The organism is Lelliottia sp. WB101 (assembly GCF_003051885.1).
Lineage (GTDB): Bacteria > Pseudomonadota > Gammaproteobacteria > Enterobacterales > Enterobacteriaceae > Enterobacter > Enterobacter nimipressuralis.
This window is the reverse complement of record NZ_CP028520.1, coordinates 2563922-2582309: the sequence shown is the minus strand read 5'-3', so window position 1 is coordinate 2582309 and position 18388 is coordinate 2563922. Positions and strand designations below refer to the sequence as shown.

The following is an 18388-nucleotide window of genomic DNA, read 5'->3' as shown; positions in this document are numbered from 1 at the left end:
CAAAAATAGTCACCGCAACTACACTGTTTTGTATGGCTTTTGCTGTGAATGCTGGGGAATTGCCTAACGTTCCAAAAAGGAATGTCTGGTATGCTCAAAAATCATGATGTGATCCGTAGCACGTTTCTATGTTTAATTGTATGATGAATGCGTTCCATCAAGGACTTTCACCATGATCAAAACTCTGAATACCCTCTGGCAGTACCTGCGTGCTTTTATTCTGATCTATGCCTGCCTGTATGCCGGGATTTTCATTTCTTCCCTGCTACCGATCACCATTCCCGGCAGCATTATCGGCATGCTGATTCTTTTTCTGCTGCTGGCGCTGCAAATTCTGCCCGCGAAGTGGGTCAACCCTGGCTGCTTCGTGCTGATCCGCTATATGGCGCTGCTGTTTGTGCCGATAGGCGTTGGCGTGATGCAATATTACGATCTGCTTAAAGCGCAGTACGGCCCGATTCTGGTCTCCTGCGCGGTGAGTACGCTGGTCGTGTTCCTGGTCGTGAGCTGGAGTTCGCATCTGGTGCATGGCGAACGCAAAGTCGTTGGGCAGAAAGGAAGTAAAAAATGATGGCCAATATCTGGTGGTCGCTGCCACTGACACTGGTGGTGTTTTTCGCCGCACGTAAACTTGCCGCGCGTTTCAAGATGCCGCTGCTCAACCCGCTGCTGGTGGCGATGGTGGTGATTATTCCGTTCCTGCTGCTCACCGGCATTCCTTACGAACGCTATTTTGCGGGCAGCAAAATTTTAAACGATCTGCTCCAGCCTGCCGTCGTGGCGCTGGCATTTCCGCTTTACGAGCAGCTGCACCAGATCCGCGCGCGCTGGAAATCGATCATCACCATCTGCCTGATTGGTAGCGTCGTCGCCATGGTAACGGGGACGTCAGTGGCGCTGCTGATGGGGGCGTCGCCGCAAATCGCCGCCTCTATTCTGCCGAAATCTGTGACCACGCCGATTGCGATGGCCGTGGGCGGAAGCATTGGTGGTATCCCGGCCATTAGCGCCATGTGCGTGATTTTTGTCGGGATCCTGGGTGCGGTGTTTGGCCATACGCTGCTCAATGTCATGCGTATCCGTACCAAAGCCGCCCGCGGACTGGCGATGGGTACGGCCTCCCACGCCCTCGGCACTGCGCGCTGCGCCGAGCTGGACTATCAGGAAGGCGCGTTCAGTTCGCTGGCGCTGGTGATTTGCGGGATCATGACCTCGCTGATCGCTCCGTTCCTGTTCCCGATTATTCTGGCGGTAGTGGGCTAAAATTTGCGATGCGTCGCGCAAATTTCATTTTGTTTTCATAAGTTGCATACATAATGAGAACTAGATCACATATAAAGCGCTATTGGCTCCGTACACTACCGATCCATTAACCTTTATGAGGCATTGCCATGCACCCACGTTTTCAAACTGCTTTTGCCCAGCTCGCAGAGAATTTGCAATCAGCCCTGGCTCCGGTTCTGGCGGATACGCACTTCCCCGCCCTGCTGGCTGCGGAGCAGGTCACGACGCTTAAACAGGCTACGGGACTGGACGAAGACGCGCTGGCTTTCGCACTACTGCCGCTGGCTGCCGCCTGCGCCAGAGCCGATCTCTCCCACTTTAACGTTGGCGCGATTGCGCGCGGCGTGAGCGGGACCTGGTATTTCGGCGGGAACATGGAGTTCCTTGGTGCGACCATGCAACAGACCGTCCATGCAGAACAGAGCGCCATCAGCCATGCCTGGCTGCGTGGTGAGAAAGCGCTGCAGGCCATCACCGTGAACTACACCCCTTGCGGTCATTGCCGTCAGTTTATGAATGAGCTGAACAGCGGTCTGCAACTGCGCATCAACCTGCCAGGCCGTGAGCCGCATACGCTGGGCGATTACCTGCCGGATGCCTTTGGCCCGAAAGACCTGGATATCAAAACTCTGCTGATGGACGACCAGGATCATGGCTACGCGTTAGCGGGCGATGACCTGGCGCAAGCGGCCATTGCGGCGGCAAACAAAAGTCATACGCCGTACAGCAAGTCGCCGAGCGGCGTGGCGCTGGAGCTGCGTGATGGCAAAATCTTCAGCGGCAGCTATGCCGAAAACGCGGCATTCAACCCGACGCTGCCACCGCTGCAAGGCGCCCTGAACCTGCTGAGCCTCAACGGGTACGACTACCCGGATATTCAGCGTGCGATTCTGGCAGAAAAGGCCGATGCGCCACTGATCCAGTGGGACGCCACCGCCGCCACCCTCAAGGCGCTCGGCTGTACCAGTATCGACCGTACGCTGCTGGCGTAATAGACCTGTGCGGGCAGAAATGCCCGCCTGCTGATGAAATTCCCCCCAATCAAACCGCTGTTTCTTGCGATTACCAGGCGGGTAAAGTAGCCTGAGTGAAATTTCCCTCCACGGAACGAGCCATCTTCATGTTAAAGCGCGTGTTTTACAGCCTGTGTGTCCTGGTCGGCATTCTGCTGTTGACTGTGCTCGGCCTCGACCGCTGGATGAGCTGGAAAACCGCCCCCTATATCTTTGACGATCTGCAGGATTTACCTTATCGCCAGGTGGGTGTGGTGCTGGGGACGGCCAAGTATTATCGCACCGGCGTGATTAATCAGTATTACCGCTACCGCATTCAGGGGGCGCTAAACGCCTATAACAGCGGCAAGGTCAATTACCTGCTGCTGAGCGGCGATAACGCCCAGCAAAGCTATAACGAGCCGATGACCATGCGCAAAGATTTGATTGCCGCTGGCGTCGATCCGGCGGATATCGTTCTCGACTATGCCGGATTCCGCACCCTGGACTCCATTGTGCGTACGCGTAAAGTCTTTGATACCAACGATTTTATTATCATTACCCAGCGCTTCCACTGCGAGCGTGCGCTGTTTATTGCCCTGCATATGGGGATTCAGGCGCAGTGCTATGCGGTTCCTTCTCCGAAAGATATGTGGAGCGTACGTGTGCGTGAGTTTGGCGCACGCTTTGGCGCGCTGGCGGATCTCTATCTCTTCAAACGTGAACCGCGCTTTTTAGGCCCGCTGGTGCCGATTCCGGAGATGCATCAGGTGCCCGAGGATGCGCAGGATTATCCGGCGGTTACTCCGGACCAACTGCTGGAATTGCAGAAGAAAGAGAAGAAATAAAAAAACCCGCTCGTGAGCGGGTTTTTCGTTTTGGCAAGATTACTTCTTACGCGCGTATTTCAGGGAATCCAACGCCACCGCAAAGATGATAATCGCCCCTTTGATAATGTACTGCCAGTACGGGTTCACACCGATATAGGTCAATCCGTAGTTGATAACGGTAAAGATGATTACACCCGTCACCACGCCCACCACCGTACCTACACCGCCGCTGAAGGAGACGCCGCCCACCACACAGGCTGCGATAGCATCCAGTTCGTACATGAAGCCGAGGTTGTTCGTCGCTGAGCCGATACGACCCGCTTCCAGCAAACCGCCGAAGGCATAGAACACGCCGGACAGGGCATAAATCATCAGCAGGTTCAGGGCCACGTTAACGCCGGACACTTTTGCTGCTTCCGGGTTACCGCCGATAGCGAAGATGTTTTTACCGAAGCGCGTTTTGTTCCACAGCACCCAGACAAAGGCCACGGCGATCAGCGCGTAGAAGGTGATGTAGGAGAGGCGGAAACTGCCCAGCGCCACAAAGCCCTGCGCGAAGGTCGAGAAGCCGCTGTCGAAACCAGAAATCGGGGATGCGCCAACGAAGTCGTAGTACAGGGAGTTGATACCGTAAACGATAATCATCGTACCCAGCGTGGTGATAAACGGCGTCACGTTCAGATAGGCGATGATAATACCGTTGATCAGACCGATGATGGCACCCACCACACAGACAATCAGCACCACCACAATAATTGGCATGGTGGCCATCTCCGGGAACACCTTGTTGGCGTTTTCCATCGACTGCAATAGCGTGGCGGCCACAACCGCCGCCAGACCTACCTGGCGCCCTGCTGACAGGTCCGTACCCTGAGTCACAATCAGCCCCGCCACGCCCAGCGCGATGATGATACGCACGGAGGACTGGGTCAAAATGTTACTCAAGTTAAGCAAACTTAAGAACGTAGGGTCCTGGAAAATAATAATGGCCAGTAATACTAAAAGAACGACGTAAATACCGCCCTCTTTCAGATAAGTGAGAAAACTTTTTTTATTTAACGCACTCATGAGGAGCCCCTGATCTTAAAGGTGCAAAGACGCAAGACGGAGAATTTCGTTTTGCGTTGTCGTTTTGGTGTCAACAATTCCGGCAACGAGACCATTGCTCATAACCAGAATACGATCTGTGATCCCTAACAATTCCGGCATTTCGGAAGAAATAATAATGATCCCTTTATTCTTTTTAGCCAGTTCAGCAATCAGCTGATAGATTTCAAATTTTGCACCCACGTCAATACCGCGCGTCGGCTCATCAAGCATTAAAATTTCTGGCTGCGTTAATAACCAGCGACCAATAATAACCTTCTGCTGGTTACCGCCGGAAAGTGAACCGATTTGTGTCTGGTGCCCTGGGGTTTTTACACGCATCGAGTCGATAACCCACTGGGTATCACTTTTCATGCGGGAAGTATCCAGCAGGCCCATCTTATTTTTATAGTTACGAATATTGGAGATTAACGAGTTGAAGTTAATATCCAGATAAGCATAAATACCCGTCGAACGACGCTCTTCGGTCACCAGGGCAAAGCCGTGGTTAATCGCTTCGTTGGCGTTATGGTTATTAATGCGCTTACCGTGCAGTGTAATGGTGCCGTCCGATTTTTCACGAATACCAAATAAGGTTTCCACGATATCGGTACGTTTCGCACCGACCAGGCCTGCGATACCCAGAATTTCGCCCTTATGCAGGTCGAAGGAGACATCGCGGATAGAGGGCTGGCGCAAAGAGGTGAGATTGCGAACTTCCAGAATCACTTCGCCCGGCGTGTTCTCTTTGTCCGGGAAGCGCTGGTTCAGGGAGCGGCCGACCATCATGGCGATGATCTTGTCCATATCCAGCCCTTCGAGAGGCTGAGTGGTGATCCACTGGCCGTCACGCAGAATGGTGATTTCATCGCACAGCTGGAAGATCTCTTCCATTTTATGCGAGATATAGACGATGCCACAGCCACGCTCTTTCAGCTTACGGATAATGGTGAAAAGGTGGTTCACCTCTTTTTCCGTCAGGGATGACGTTGGCTCATCCATAATCACGATTTTCGCGTTATAGGAGAATGCCTTGGCAATTTCAATCATCTGCATTTGTGAAACGGATAAGGTGCCTACGCGGGCGCGCGGGTCAATATCAATATCCAGTTCATCAAAAATCGCTTTGGTGTCGCGATACATTTTGTCCTGATCGACAAATACGCCTTTGGTTGGGTAACGACCCAGCCACATATTGTCCATAACAGAACGCTGAAGCACCAGGTTTAATTCCTGGTGAACCATCGAAATACCATTCTCCAGTGCTTCCTTGGCGGAATGGAAGTCGATCTCTTTCCCCTGAAAAAGAATGCTACCAGAATCTTTTTGATAGATACCAAAAAGGCATTTTAATAATGTTGATTTACCCGCACCATTCTCCCCCATCAACGCATGAATAGAGTGAGGACGTACTTTTAAATTAACATTGTCGAGAGCCTTAACGCCGGGAAAAGACTTGTTAATATTGCTCATTTCTAACAAGAATTCGCCTGACGACTGAGTATTTGTGCTGACCATAATTATACCTTGACGGCCTCGCATATCGCGTTATAAAAGGGCGCAACGAATTGCGCCCTGTGAGAACATGCAATCTCTAACTTATTTACCGATAAACTCAGCCAGGTTTGACTGGTCTACGCCCACGTAAGGAACGCGAACGATTTTGTTCTCGATTTTCCAGTTGGTGCCATCAGCCGCACCTTTGCCATCGGCCAGGTTTTTCGCCAGATCGAAGGTCGCTTTAGCCTGGTTATTCGCATCGTTCAGAACGGTACCGGCCATTGCGCCAGACTTAACCAGTGCCAGCGCTTCTGGCAGAGCATCCACGCCGAAGACAGGGATAGACGATTTGTTGTGGGCTTTCAGTGCTTCAACAGCACCCATTGCCATCGCATCGTTGTTGGCGATAACCACTTCGATTTTGTTCGCGTTCGGGCCAGACAGCCATGCGTCCATCTTATCTTTCGCCTGAGCGGTATCCCACATCGCGGTATCTAACGCCAGCTGCTGGGTTTTCAGACCTTTGTCGTTCAGCTCTTTGATCACATACGTGGTACGTGCTTCAGCATCCGGGTGGCCCGGCTCGCCTTTCAGCAGAACGAACTGAATCTGACCGTCTTTGTTCAGGTCCCAGTTCGGGTTCGCTGCCCAGTGTTTCGCGATCAGATCGCCCTGAATAATACCGGACTCTTTAGAGTCAGTACCGACATAGAAGGCTTTGTCATAGCTGTCCAGCGCTTTGCGGGAAGGCTCTTTGTTGAAGAAGACGATAGGCACATTCTGGCCGCGTGCTTTTTCAATAACGGTGCCTGCAGCTGCCGGGTCAACCAGGTTGATGGCCAGGGCTTTCACGCCTTTCGCCAGCAGAACGTCGATCTGGTCGTTCTGTTTGGACTGGTCGTTCTGGGAGTCATTCATCAGCAGCTGAACGTCTGGCGCTGCTTTAGCATCTTTCTCGATAGCTTTACGAACAACAGACATAAAGTTGTCGTCGTATTTATAGATTGTCACACCAATACGGGTATCCGCAGCGTGCGCAGCTGCACCAAAAAGCATGCTTGCCATAACAGCAGACAGAGTCAACACCTTCTTATTCATGGTATCTCCGGTTTTTTTTATGCAGGGTAGTTCTTGTGAATAACGGTCGGCGGGCAGATGTTAGAAAAACGTTACTGACAGCCGAAGTTCACTTATAAAATTTCTATCTTCCGTGTTCGGTAACGCTCCAGTAATGCGTTTTATTTGTCGTTTGGGGCACTTTGGCTATAGTGAAAGTGATTAATCACCGTTACATAGCGTTTCAGCTCCTAAAACGCTGACATCATAGTCAGCGGCTTGTTAAGATACTGTGAATTTACTCACAGATTGAAAACGGTTACATCACCTGACGTAATCAGTTAGTGATCGGAGCCACAATTTGTTTAACAGCCACAGAATGGCGGCGTACTAAAGTCGGCATGAAACAGTGTGTTGCGCTCAAATCCTGCTGCCCTGCGGCGCCCTGTAACGCCAGCTCCGTTGCCAGACGGGCCATGGACGCAATCGGATAGCGCACGGTAGTGAGCTGCGGGTCCGTGTAACGGGCAATCGGAATATCATCAAAACCAATCAATGACAGATGCTGCGGCACCGCAATGCCGTTGTCTTTCAGCGCAGTAAGCGCACCGGCGGCCATGCTGTCGTTGTAGGCAAAGACGGCGGTCAGTTGCAGATTACGTCCGAGCAGTTCGACCATCGCGGCCTCCCCTCCTGGCATGTCCGGCGAACCGGTACCAATCCAGCTGTCTGACGGCACAATCCCGGCTTCTTTCAGGGCGTTTTGCCAGCCTTCCCGTCGCATATCGTCATCTTCAATATGGTGGCTGGAGGCGAGATAACCGATGCGCTGATGGCCGTTATTGAGCAGCATGCGCGTCGCCATCATCGCCCCGCTGACGTTGTCCAGCGTGACACAGCGGTGGGCGTACCCCGGCACCACGCGGTTGATGAGAACCATGCCTGGTATTTGATCCATAAACCCCGCCAGCTCCTCATCGCTCAGGGCTTTTGAGTGGACAATCAGGGCGTTACATCGCTGGCGGATCAACACCTCAATGGCGTGACGCTCTTTTTCAGCCTCGTGGTAGCTGTTACCGATCAGCACATATTTGTGGTGCTGCTGGGCGACAACGTCCACGGCTTTCACCAGCGCACCAAAGAAGGCATCCGATACATCCATCACCACCACGCCAATGGTGTCGCTCACCTGGGTGGCGAGGGCCTGCGCATTGGCGTTGGGCCGATAGCCGAGCTGCGTCACCGCTTTCATCACGGTTTCACGCGTTTCAGGGCTGACCAGCGCGCTGTTGTTCAGCACGCGGGATACGGTAGCAACAGAAACACCCGCGATGCGGGCTACGTCACGAATGGTGATCATATTCACCATCCTTTAAAGGATTGCAGCAACTCACAGACACCCCCTGTGTTTAGCAAGGAGGCTATTCTGGCAGTGACAAGGAGGGGACTACGTGAAGAAGCTCACACAGATGAAAACGTTTACATCCGTTTTGTTAATGATTGTGATCCAGATCGTTATCTGGATGTTTTAGTCAATGATACACCTGCAGCACGTGCGGTTAATTGACGCCACAACCATTCCAGCGGTCCCTGGCGGAAGAAACGCAGCCAGATGACCGAAAACACCAGATTCACTGCCCAGACCGGAATAACAAACGCCAGCAGATGAAGGCGGTCGAATTTCATAAACAGACCGAAATGATAGAACAGCGTGGTGCAGATCAGGGTTTGCACCAGATAATTGCTCAGCGCCATCCGGCCAACGCAGGCCACGGCAGCCACCAGTCTGAAACGGGCTATCTGCGGCCAGAAGCCGAAAATCAGCGCCGCATAGCCGATGGTCTGGAACGGGGCGCTCAGCTCACGCGGGGCCTGTAACAAGAACGCGCACCAGCGGTAATCCCAGTCCAGCATCCATTGCGCGACAATCGCAGGCAGATTGATGATGACACCAGTCAGCACCAGCGCACACCCAGTCCGGCGGTAATGAGAGAGACTAAATTCCCCTTTCAGCCAGCCGGTGCGCATAAGTGCTGCGCCCATCAGCATCATTCCCGCTAGCTGCCAGCCATACTGCGCGCCGAGCGCGATCAGGTTATCGCCGAGCATATCCGCGCGATTGCTGATCGCCTCCACGCCGCCTTTTAGCTTCCAGAACTGTTCGTATTGCAGATTCGCCGCATCCGGGATCCATGAGCGGTTGGTCGACCCGCCAGAGATCATTCCCAGCAGCAACAGTACGCCGATGCCAATCAGATAGAGGATCGCCCCCGTATTGAACAAATTTTTTACGTCGTGGGCATCGCGGATCATTCGCCAGCAAATCAGACCGACTAATCCATAGGCCAGCAGAATATCGCCATCCCAGAAAAACAGGCCATGGATAAAGCCGAGCAGTACCAGCAGCGTCAGCCGCGACTGGATCCAGCGTTTGCCACGTTTGAGGAGCAGTTGCAGCCCTGCGCCGAAGAGGAGCGCAAAGAGCGTGAGGAATTTAACCTGCGCGAAGAGATCGAGAATCGCCCATGTCCAGGCGTCGCTGCGGGTAATATCGCCATACCAGGCGGGATTGAGATACGCCGCTTTGGGCAGTCCAAAAGCGGCGATATTCAGTAGCAGGATACCGAGAATGGCAACGCCACGTACAAAATCCAGCGTGACATTACGCTCCATTTATCCTGCCCTGTGGTTAGTTGTGGTGACGCACGGCGCGCAGGAACTCCTGGCGGGTGTTCTGGCTGGATTTAAACAGGCCACCCAGCGACGTGGTGGTGGTCGCGCTGGTTGCATCGCGAACGCCGCGCGCTTTGACGCAATAATGGACGGCATCAATAGATACAGCCACATTGTTGGTGCCAAGCAGCGTTTGCAGCGCCGTCAGAATCTGCTGCGTTAAGCGCTCTTGTACCTGCGGACGCTGGGCAAAGAACTGCACAATGCGGTTGATCTTGGACAGACCAATCACCGTATCTTTCGGGATATAGGCCACGGTCGCTTTGCCGTCGATGGTCACGAAATGGTGTTCGCAGGTGCTGGTCAGGGTGATATCGCGCACAGTCACCATTTCATCGACTTTCATTTTATTTTCGATGACGGTGATTTTTGGGAAATTAGCGTAATCGAGACCGGAAAAAATCTCATCGACATACATCTTGGCGATGCGATTCGGAGTTTCCATCAGGCTGTCGTCGCTCAGGTCGAGATTCAGCAACTGCATGATCTCGGTCATGTGCCCGGAAATAAGACGTTTGCGTGTTTCGTTGTCCAGTTCATTAACAGGCGGACGCAGCGGGGTTTCAAGACCACGCGCGACTAAAGCTTCGTGAACGAGAGCGGCTTCTTTACTGAGTGATGGCATTATTTTTCTCCTGCAGGTGTGGCTGCCTTTTGCCCTCTTTGAAGCAAAAGTGTGCGCTCATTGTGCGTGAGGTGGCGCACATAATCCAGTATTCACAGCGATAATTATTGCAATTGCTGCTGCCTTTCGGCCTGACGATCCCAGACCAGTGCTCCGCCGACAAACAACGCCAGCCCTGCAAGGCCCAGCGCCGGCTCAAGCTGATGGGTAAGCCAGGTCGAGAGCGCCGACGTGACTGGCCCAACCAATTGACCGAGCGCATATCCCGTAGTCAGTAAACCTGCCATATAACGGGTGTGGTTCGGGGCCAGTTCGCGGCCGCACAGCAGGGAGAGCTGCACGGCACAGAGAAACCCACCGCCCACCAGCAATGCGCCCGTTATCAGGCCACCGATCCCCGGCATCAGCCAGGCGGCAAACACGCCCAGCCCCTGCAACCAGAGGACAATCGACAGACGGCGGTTCGACGTCGAGACGTGGCGCAGGGCGATACTCAGCGCGATCCCGATGACAGACGCTGCGCCAAAGACGGGCCAGACAAACTGCGCAAACAGGCTGCCAGGGAAACGCACGGCCGCCATTTGCGATAAAAAGGTGGCCGGGAGAATGTAGCCAAACCCTGCCAGGCTGTAGCTCCAGACCAGGCGGCGCAAATCGGTGGTCAGCACCAGCGGCTCCGGCGCCGTTCCCGGCCGATGCAACTGCCCGCCGCGCGGGAGATAGCGCGCCACCAGCACGATAAGAATCAGCGCCAGCACGCCATAAATCTGCCACGCCGCGCCTGCTGAAAGCGAGCGTGCCTGAATATAGACCGCCAGCAGGCCGCTTAAAGCAATGCCCGCCCCCGGCCCGGCAAAGACCGCCGCGCTAAGCCCCGGCTTACCAAAATGAGCCAGCCGTTCGTTAGTCCAGGCGGCAATCAGCACCATCGACCAGCCGCTCATGCAGCCGATCGCTAAACGAATCAGGCCATGAATGATGGCGTTATCCGCGACGGCTGACAGCAGCGTCAGCGCTACCGCGCCGAAGATCCCGAGATAGAGACGCCCTTCAACAAAGCGGTGCGCCCGCATGGCATCCCACGCGCCAACTAAATAGCCCAGATAGTTCATGGCGGCCACCAGCCCGGCGCTGGTCAGCGTCAGCTGTCCGGCCGAAATCATCAGCGGAACCTGAGGCGTAAAAGCAAAGCGCCCTATCCCCATCGCCACCACCAAAACCACAAATCCGCTGAGCGCGATACGCAGCGCCATGATTGCCCCAATTGTTAAAATTTAGTTAATTCATGATGCAGCATATCGACTTAATGCGGAAGTGAAAGTTGCTCACAGGTGAATGAATAATCTGTATTATGGATTGAGTGAATATCGACACAAAATCAGGAGCCTTGCATGGAACTGCTCGAAGAGCACCGTTGTTTTGAAGGTCGGCAGCAGCGCTGGCGGCACGACTCCACCACGCTGAACTGCGCGATGACGTTCAGCATCTTTCTGCCGCCGGTCACCGGTAACGTTAAGCCGCCGGTGCTGTACTGGCTCTCCGGCCTGACCTGCAACGATGAGAACTTCACCACCAAAGCGGGTGCACAGCGCGTTGCGGCTGAATTAGGCATTGCGCTGGTGATGCCCGACACCAGCCCGCGCGGCGATGATGTCGCTGACGACGCCGGATACGATCTGGGTAAAGGAGCGGGTTTCTATCTGAATGCGACCCAACAGCCCTGGGCGAGCCACTACCGGATGTACGAATACATTCGCGACGAGCTGCCTGCTCTGATCCAGGCGCAGTTTGCCGTTAGTGACCGCGCGGCCATCAGCGGGCATTCGATGGGTGGACACGGCGCGTTAATTATGGCGCTTAAAAATCCGGGTAAATTCACCAGCGTCTCTGCCTTTGCGCCGATTGTGAACCCGACTCAGGTACCCTGGGGGCAGAAAGCGTTTTCGAATTATCTGGGCGATGATGCCACTACGTGGCAGGAATGGGATAGCTGTGCGCTGATGCAGGCAAGCCTTCCGGAACAGGCGATCCCGACGCTTATCGATCAGGGTGATGCCGATCAGTTCCTCGCCGATCAACTGCAGCCCGCAGTGCTGGCGGAAGTGGCGCGGCAGAAAAGCTGGCCTTTGACCCTGCGTATCCAGCCGGGGCACGATCATAGCTATTACTTTATTGCCTCGTTTATCGAGGATCATCTCCGCTTCCATGCGGAGTATTTACTGAAATAACCCAGCCTGTTGCCCGGTGCGCTACGCAAACCGGGCCAATACTGAGCGCAAGCGTAGGCCGGGAAAGGCATAACCTTCACCCGGCCAGCTCGCTATCAGAAGCGGTAATCCACTGCCATAAAGTAACGACGGCCATCTTCCGTATAGCTGTAATCGTCGCGGCTGAGATCTTTATCCAGCAGGTTTTGCACGCCTGCACGCAGTTTGACATTTTTCGTTGCCTGCCACGCTGCACCGGTATTCCAGACCACATACCCGCCTGGCGTTGCATCGCCGGCGGTGATGGCACGTTTTTCGCCGGAGTAGTTACCCTGCATATAGAAGGACCAGTCCTGCGTTGCCTGCCAGTCCACGGTTCCGTTCGCGGTATGGAATGGCAGCTCGGACAGCGGTTTGTTGCCGCCGTTGCTGATATCACGTCCGTCGTTATAGGTGTAATTCAGCGTCACTTTCCAGTCTTCGGCCAGCGGGAATTTCAGCTCGGTTTCCACGCCGCGAATACGCGCTTTGTTGACGTTGTAGTAGCGGAAAATCGGCTCACCGTCGGCATTCAGCCCAACGTAGTTTGGATAGTTCTGCGCCTGATTCACATTTGCGGTGCGGAGGATGCTGATACGATCATCCACATCGTTCTGGAAGGTGGTAATACTGGCCTGAACGCCCTCTAACCAGCCCTCTTCCCCGGCATAGTAAAGACCCAGCTCGAAGCTTTCGCTGGTTTCTGGTTTCAGATCCGGGCTACCGACAATTTCACAGGCACCACGGCACGAGCCGGTGGTCCAGTCCGGGCTTAACTGCAGTAAGGAGGGAGCTTTGAACGCCGTCGCCCAGCCGCCTTTCACCGTCACGGTGTCGGTTGCGCTATAGACCAGATACGCACGCGGGCTCCAGTGGTCGCCGTAGGTTTCGTGATCGTCCATACGCACGCCAGTGGTCAACGCCAGCGGTTCAAAAATACGCCATTCGTTTTCAATAAACAGCGCGTACTGGCTGGCAGAAGTGTTGCTGCTGGAGCCGCCGGTCAGGTTCACCGGATCTTTCAGTTTGTCATGTCGCCATTCGCCGCCGAAGGTCAGCAGCTGGTTAATTTCACCAAGCGGCAGGACATATTTCCCGTCGATACTGTTGCTTTCGGAGGTAATCGGGCTGCTGTTGCCAGGATTTTTGTTATCGACTTTCTCGCCGTAGAATTTCAGCTCGCTGTTGCCGACATCCCAGCGCCCGTTGTGGCTCAGGGAGTAGTTCTGGCGTTCGAGGCGGTTCTGGTCGAGAGAGTCTGAATCGCGGTCCTGACGGTCGAAACCGTAGCCTGCGGTGAAATCGTGGTTTTGATTCGGCGTCCAGGCGAATTCGACGTTAGCGTCGCGGCTGGTGAACCCTTCGATGCGCGGCGTTTCGCCCGTCGCAGAGGTTGAGGATTCCTGCTGGTCATCCTTTTCGCGTTTAGAGAGGCTACCGTAGGCTTTCAGCCCCAGCACGCCATCCACCAGCGGACCGCTGGTAAAGAACTGACCGTTGTAGGTATCACCGCGATCGCGATGTTCCTGAATCGTGGTGTCGGCGGTGAGGGTGCCGGTCCATTTCTGGCCGATTTTTTTGGTGATGATGTTTACCACCCCGCCCAGCGCATCGGACCCGTACAGCGATGACATCGGGCCGCGCACCACCTCGATACGCTCGATGGCATCGACCGGAACCCAGTTGAGATCGAAATCGTTATGGCGGAAGACGGCGTTGCGGGAGTTGACGCGCTTACCGTCCACCAGAATCAGGGTGTAGCTGCTGTCCAGCCCACGGATACTGACCCCTTTACGGTTATCCCCTTCGTTGGTGAGTTGCACACCTGGCACGTCCTGTAACACATCTTTCAGGTTCTGAACGGGTTTACGCTGCAGATCTTCCTGAGTAATGACGCTGATACTGGCCGGTGCATCTTTGAGGTTTTGTTCAGTGGCAGACGCCGTGACAACCAGGGTATCGCCGGACTCAGCCGCAATAACCGGTAACGCCAGGGACAGTGCAGACGCACAGAGTCCTCCCCGTACGAAGGGATTTAACCTAAACATTCCATATCTCCATGAGGTAAACACAACAATATCAAATAATTATTGCTCACAGTGCATTGCATACCGCCGGCTTCTTTGGCCAGTCGGCTGTGTGTTTCTTTGCAGGTGTGGCAGTAACGTCATCGTCTTTTCAAAAACGCGACGCTGACTCCTTCATCCTTTTGATAACGGCGATAACGATAAAACAAACGATAATTATTATCAATTCAATTGTTAACAATTATATCATTTATGCATACTGTGGGGATAAAAAAGCCCGCTCGAATGAGCGGGCTAAAAGAGAGGAAGTGCAATTATTGTTTGATTCGTCCAGGGAATTCCATTTCGCTGTAGCGGACGAATCGGGTTCCTTTCGTCAGTTTGTAACCAAACCAGATGATCAGGAACAGAGGGATACCAATGTACGTCGCCATGACGCCGCCCCAGTCGATGGTGTCTGACAGGAAGGCTTCGTAGTTCTGGCCGAGCGTGATGATCAGGCACAGAATGAAGGCGAAGATTGGCCCTAACGGGAAGAAACCAGAGCGGTACGGCAGATCGTTAATATCGTGCCCCTGCTTCACATAGCCGCGGCGGAAACGATAGTGGCTAATCGCAATCCCCAGCCAGGCGATAAAGCCGGTCATACCGGAGGTGTTCAGCAGCCACAGGTAAACCGTCTGGTTGCCGAACATCGACGTCAGGAAGCAGAGCCCCGCCACCACCGTGGTTGCATACAGCGCGTTGCGCGGAACACCGCCGCGAGACAGTTTAGAGAAAATACGTGGCGCTTTACCGTCGCAGGCCAGGGTGTAGAGCATACGCGTTGAAGCGTACATCCCTGAGTTCCCCGCCGACAGCACCGCCGTCAGGATCACCGCATTCATCACCGCTGCCGCAGAGAGCAGACCCGCATGCTGGAAGACCAGCGTGAACGGGCTGACGCTGATGTCTTTAACATCGTTACGCAGCAGGCTTGGATCGGTGTAAGGAATAATCAGGCTGATAATCAGGATCGCGAACACATAGAACAGCAGGATACGCCAGAACACCTGACGCACGGCGCGCGGAATGTTCTTCTCCGGATCTTCAGATTCACCCGCCGCGATACCAATCAGCTCGGTGCCCTGGAAGGAGAAGCCGACAATCATCGCCACACCGATCATTGCCGCAAAACCACCGGCGAACGGCGCTTCGCCAATCTGCCAGTTGCTCCAGCCCGCTGGCTGCGCCCCTTTGAAGATGCCGACAATCATCGCCACGCCGACGACGATAAAGATGATAACGGTCGCGACTTTAATCAGCGAGAACCAGTACTCCGCTTCGCCAAAACCGCGCACGGAGATGTAGTTCAGCAGGAAAATCACGGCCAGGAAGAGCGCGCTCCAGATCCAGCCTGGCGTGTCCGGGAACCACCAGTTCATGACCAGCTGTGCGGCCACGAGGTCAACGGCGATGGTCACCGCCCAGTTGTACCAGTAGTTCCAGCCCAGCGCGAAACCGAAGCCTTCTTCAACGTATTTTTGGCCGTAAGTGGAGAAAGAGCCGGATACCGGCATATAGGCTGCCAGTTCGCCCAGACTGGTCATCAGGAAGTACACCATCAGGCCAATCAGCATGTAAGAAAACAGCGCGCCACCCGGGCCTGCCGCTGAAATAGTTGCACCAGAGGCAACAAAAAGACCTGTACCGATAGAACCGCCAATGGCGATCATCGTCAGGTGACGCGCCTTAAGTTCGCGGCGTAGCGCGGGCGCTTCTGTGGTTTTAGTTTCGGAAACCATATGAAAATGCTGTCCATTCAAAAAATGAGGCGAGATTGTAGCAGACGATCCGCGAACCTTCCGGCAGAAATGCTCTGTTATAAGAGAGCTTCATGACGGCTCCGGAATTATAAGTAAAGCAGAGCCTGGACTAGATTTCGCAATAGCGCAAAAACCGCTGCAACGAATTCGAAAGGTGTTTTTGGCGGTGATGAATACACCACAGGGTGCGCACCAGCTTCGGCAGCGGAACCGGAATTTCAATCAAGGAACCGCTTTCGAGCTGCTCGGCGATGACCCGGCGGGAGAGACAGCTGATCCCAAGACCGTGTCGCACGGCGTGTTTAATCGCCTCGGAATTTCCCAGCTCCATGCCCAGCTGAAACTGCGGCAAATGCGAGAGCAAAAGATAATCGACGATTTCGCGCGTGCCTGAACCGTGCTCGCGTAAAATCCACGGCGCCTGCGCCAGGCGTTCCAGCGTCACCTCGCCCTGTAATAAGGAAGAGGCGGGAGAGGCAAATACCACCAGCTCATCTTCCAGCCAGGGTTCCGCAATGATATCCACGTTATGGCACGGCCCTTCGATAAGCCCGATGTCCACGCGGAAATCAATAATCGCATTAATCACATCCTGGCTGTTGCCGACGCTCATCTCCAGCGGCAATGCCGGGAAATCGCGGCGATAGCGGGCAATCACTTCCGGGAGAATATAGTTACCAATGGTGCTGCTGGCATACACACGGATCGCCCCGTTGTCCTCCCTAAACAACTGTTCAATCTCGATAGCCTGCTCCAGTAGCGCCAGCGCGCGCGGGTAAAGCAGACGCCCGTGTTCGTTCACCACCAGCCGCTTCCCTACCCTGTCGAAAAGCTGCACCCCGAGCTGCCCTTCCAGATCCGTCAGCGCGGCGCTGACCGCCGACTGAGACAAGGCCAGCCGCTGCGAAGCCTGGGTGGTCGACCCGCTTTTCAGCACTTCGGCGAAAACTTCCAGTTGACGTAATGTTATGTGCATCGTGGCCTTCCACCCGGTAAGCGCGCTGCTTACCACTTATAAAGATTAATTATAAATATATAATCAATTTTATTTTTAAGCCAGAGCGCCGTAACCTTTTAACCATTGAAAGGAGAAGGCTATGACTGAACTCACTGTGCATCATCATCGAACACTGTGGCATTACGTTCCGGGGCTTGCGCTGAGCGCACTGATCACCGGGGTGGCATTATGGGGTGGCAGTATTCCGGCCGTCGCCGGGGCAGGATTTAGCGCATTGACGCTCGCGATCCTGCTGGGGATGGTGGTCGGCAATACGGTCTACCCAAAAATCTGGTCCGCCTGCGACGGGGGTGTGCTGTTTGCCAAACAGCATTTGCTGCGCCTGGGTATCATTCTTTATGGTTTTCGCCTCACCTTTGCGCAGATTGCCGATGTCGGCGTGAGCGGCATTGCCATCGACGTGTTAACGCTGACCAGCACCTTTATGCTGGCCTGCTTTATCGGGCAAAAGGTCTTTGGCCTCGACAAACAAACCAGCTGGCTGATTGGCGCGGGGAGCAGTATTTGTGGGGCCGCGGCCGTGCTGGCAACAGAACCGGTGGTGAAAGCCGAGTCGAGTAAAGTGACCGTTGCGGTGGCGACGGTGGTGATCTTCGGTACGCTGGCGATATTCCTTTATCCGGCCATGTACCCGCTGCTGGCACACTGGTTCACGCCGGAGGCCTACGGTATCTATATTGGTTCGACCATGCATGAAGTTGCGCAGGTTGTGGCGGCCGGTCATGCCATCAATCCGGATGCCGAAAATGCGGCGGTGATTGCCAAAATGCTGCGCGTGATGATGCTGGCCCCGTTCCTGATTATTCTGGCGGCACGCGTAAAACAACTTTCGCCAGCAGGCAAAGGCGAGAAAAGCAAAATCACCATTCCCTGGTTCGCCGTTCTGTTTATTGTGGTGGCGGTGTTTAACTCGTTCCATCTGCTGCCAAAAGCGGTGGTCGACATGCTGATTACACTGGATACCGTCATGCTGGCGATGGCGATGGCCGCTCTGGGCGTCACCACCCATGTCAGCGCGCTGAAAAAAGCCGGGGCCAAACCGCTACTGATGGCACTGGTACTGTTTGTCTGGCTGATTGTGGGCGGCGGTGCGATCAACCTGGCGGTACATTATGCGTTAGCTTAATGCATCCATTTGATGAATATAAATAAATTCTGAATTGCGACTATCTCGTATCCCACTCTC

The 18388-nt window shown here is 54.3% G+C and carries 16 protein-coding genes; 6 read left to right on the top strand and 10 right to left on the bottom strand.

Annotation, left to right across the window (positions count from 1 at the left end):
• Nucleotides 1-172 precede the first annotated feature (172 nt).
• The 4 genes from DAI21_RS12385 (at nucleotide 173) to sanA (ending at nucleotide 3124) form a co-directional block, all read left to right on the top strand.
• Complete coding sequence (locus DAI21_RS12385; RefSeq protein WP_100779530.1) at nucleotides 173-571, top strand: CidA/LrgA family protein; 399 nt, start codon at nucleotides 173-175, stop codon at nucleotides 569-571.
• On the top strand, nucleotides 568-1263 hold the full coding sequence (locus DAI21_RS12380) for a CidB/LrgB family autolysis modulator (protein WP_100779529.1): 696 nt from the start codon (nucleotides 568-570) through the stop codon (nucleotides 1261-1263). The genes DAI21_RS12385 and DAI21_RS12380 overlap by 4 nt, the downstream gene beginning before the upstream one ends.
• Before the next feature lie 128 nt (nucleotides 1264-1391).
• Nucleotides 1392-2276, top strand: coding sequence for a cytidine deaminase (gene cdd, locus DAI21_RS12375; RefSeq protein WP_107703229.1), 885 nt, complete (start codon nucleotides 1392-1394; stop codon nucleotides 2274-2276).
• A 128-nt stretch (nucleotides 2277-2404) separates the two neighbouring features.
• Nucleotides 2405-3124 carry an outer membrane permeability protein SanA gene (gene sanA, locus DAI21_RS12370; protein ID WP_100779527.1) on the top strand — a complete coding sequence of 240 codons (720 nt, stop codon included), beginning with the start codon at nucleotides 2405-2407 and terminating at the stop codon, nucleotides 3122-3124.
• A 39-nt stretch (nucleotides 3125-3163) separates the two neighbouring features.
• On the opposite strand, the gene mglC is transcribed toward sanA, so the two are convergent.
• The 7 genes from mglC to DAI21_RS12330 form a co-directional block, all read right to left on the bottom strand.
• Nucleotides 3164-4174, bottom strand: a complete 1011-nt coding sequence (mglC, locus tag DAI21_RS12365) for a galactose/methyl galactoside ABC transporter permease MglC (RefSeq protein WP_100779526.1) — start codon at nucleotides 4172-4174, stop codon at nucleotides 3164-3166.
• A gap of 15 nt (nucleotides 4175-4189) precedes the next feature.
• Nucleotides 4190-5710, bottom strand: coding sequence for a galactose/methyl galactoside ABC transporter ATP-binding protein MglA (gene mglA, locus DAI21_RS12360; protein WP_107703228.1), 1521 nt, complete (start codon nucleotides 5708-5710; stop codon nucleotides 4190-4192).
• An 81-nt stretch (nucleotides 5711-5791) separates the two neighbouring features.
• Nucleotides 5792-6790, bottom strand: a complete 999-nt coding sequence (gene mglB / locus DAI21_RS12355; RefSeq protein WP_063143782.1) for a galactose/glucose ABC transporter substrate-binding protein MglB — start codon at nucleotides 6788-6790, stop codon at nucleotides 5792-5794.
• A 295-nt stretch (nucleotides 6791-7085) separates the two neighbouring features.
• On the bottom strand, nucleotides 7086-8108 hold the full coding sequence (gene galS, locus DAI21_RS12350) for an HTH-type transcriptional regulator GalS (RefSeq protein WP_100779524.1): 1023 nt from the start codon (nucleotides 8106-8108) through the stop codon (nucleotides 7086-7088).
• A 155-nt stretch (nucleotides 8109-8263) separates the two neighbouring features.
• Complete coding sequence (yeiB, locus tag DAI21_RS12345) at nucleotides 8264-9421, bottom strand: DUF418 domain-containing protein YeiB (protein WP_107703227.1); 1158 nt, start codon at nucleotides 9419-9421, stop codon at nucleotides 8264-8266.
• A 16-nt stretch (nucleotides 9422-9437) separates the two neighbouring features.
• Nucleotides 9438-10106 carry a GTP cyclohydrolase I FolE gene (gene folE / locus DAI21_RS12340; protein WP_100779522.1) on the bottom strand — a complete coding sequence of 223 codons (669 nt, stop codon included), beginning with the start codon at nucleotides 10104-10106 and terminating at the stop codon, nucleotides 9438-9440.
• 104 nt (nucleotides 10107-10210) lie between these two features.
• A complete protein-coding gene (locus DAI21_RS12330; protein WP_107703226.1) occupies nucleotides 10211-11359 on the bottom strand; it encodes a YbfB/YjiJ family MFS transporter in 1149 nt (382 codons plus the stop codon).
• Nucleotides 11360-11497: 138 nt separating this feature from the next.
• Between DAI21_RS12330 and fghA the strand changes: the two genes are divergently transcribed.
• Nucleotides 11498-12334, top strand: coding sequence for an S-formylglutathione hydrolase (gene fghA / locus DAI21_RS12325; RefSeq protein WP_107703225.1), 837 nt, complete (start codon nucleotides 11498-11500; stop codon nucleotides 12332-12334).
• Nucleotides 12335-12429: 95 nt separating this feature from the next.
• Here the strand turns inward: fghA and cirA are convergent, their stop codons facing one another.
• The 3 genes from cirA to yieE form a co-directional block, all read right to left on the bottom strand.
• Nucleotides 12430-14400, bottom strand: coding sequence for a catecholate siderophore receptor CirA (gene cirA, locus DAI21_RS12320; protein ID WP_100779518.1), 1971 nt, complete (start codon nucleotides 14398-14400; stop codon nucleotides 12430-12432).
• A gap of 293 nt (nucleotides 14401-14693) precedes the next feature.
• Nucleotides 14694-16163 (bottom strand): lysine-specific permease, encoded by a 1470-nt coding sequence (gene lysP / locus DAI21_RS12315; RefSeq protein WP_100779517.1) that lies wholly within the window; start codon nucleotides 16161-16163, stop codon nucleotides 14694-14696.
• A 130-nt stretch (nucleotides 16164-16293) separates the two neighbouring features.
• A complete protein-coding gene (yieE, locus tag DAI21_RS12310) occupies nucleotides 16294-17160 on the bottom strand; it encodes a DNA-binding transcriptional regulator YeiE (protein ID WP_107703224.1) in 867 nt (288 codons plus the stop codon).
• A 121-nt stretch (nucleotides 17161-17281) separates the two neighbouring features.
• Between yieE and DAI21_RS12305 the strand changes: the two genes are divergently transcribed.
• On the top strand, nucleotides 17282-18328 hold the full coding sequence (locus DAI21_RS12305; protein WP_102104866.1) for a YeiH family protein: 1047 nt from the start codon (nucleotides 17282-17284) through the stop codon (nucleotides 18326-18328).
• Nucleotides 18329-18388: the final 60 nt, after the last annotated feature.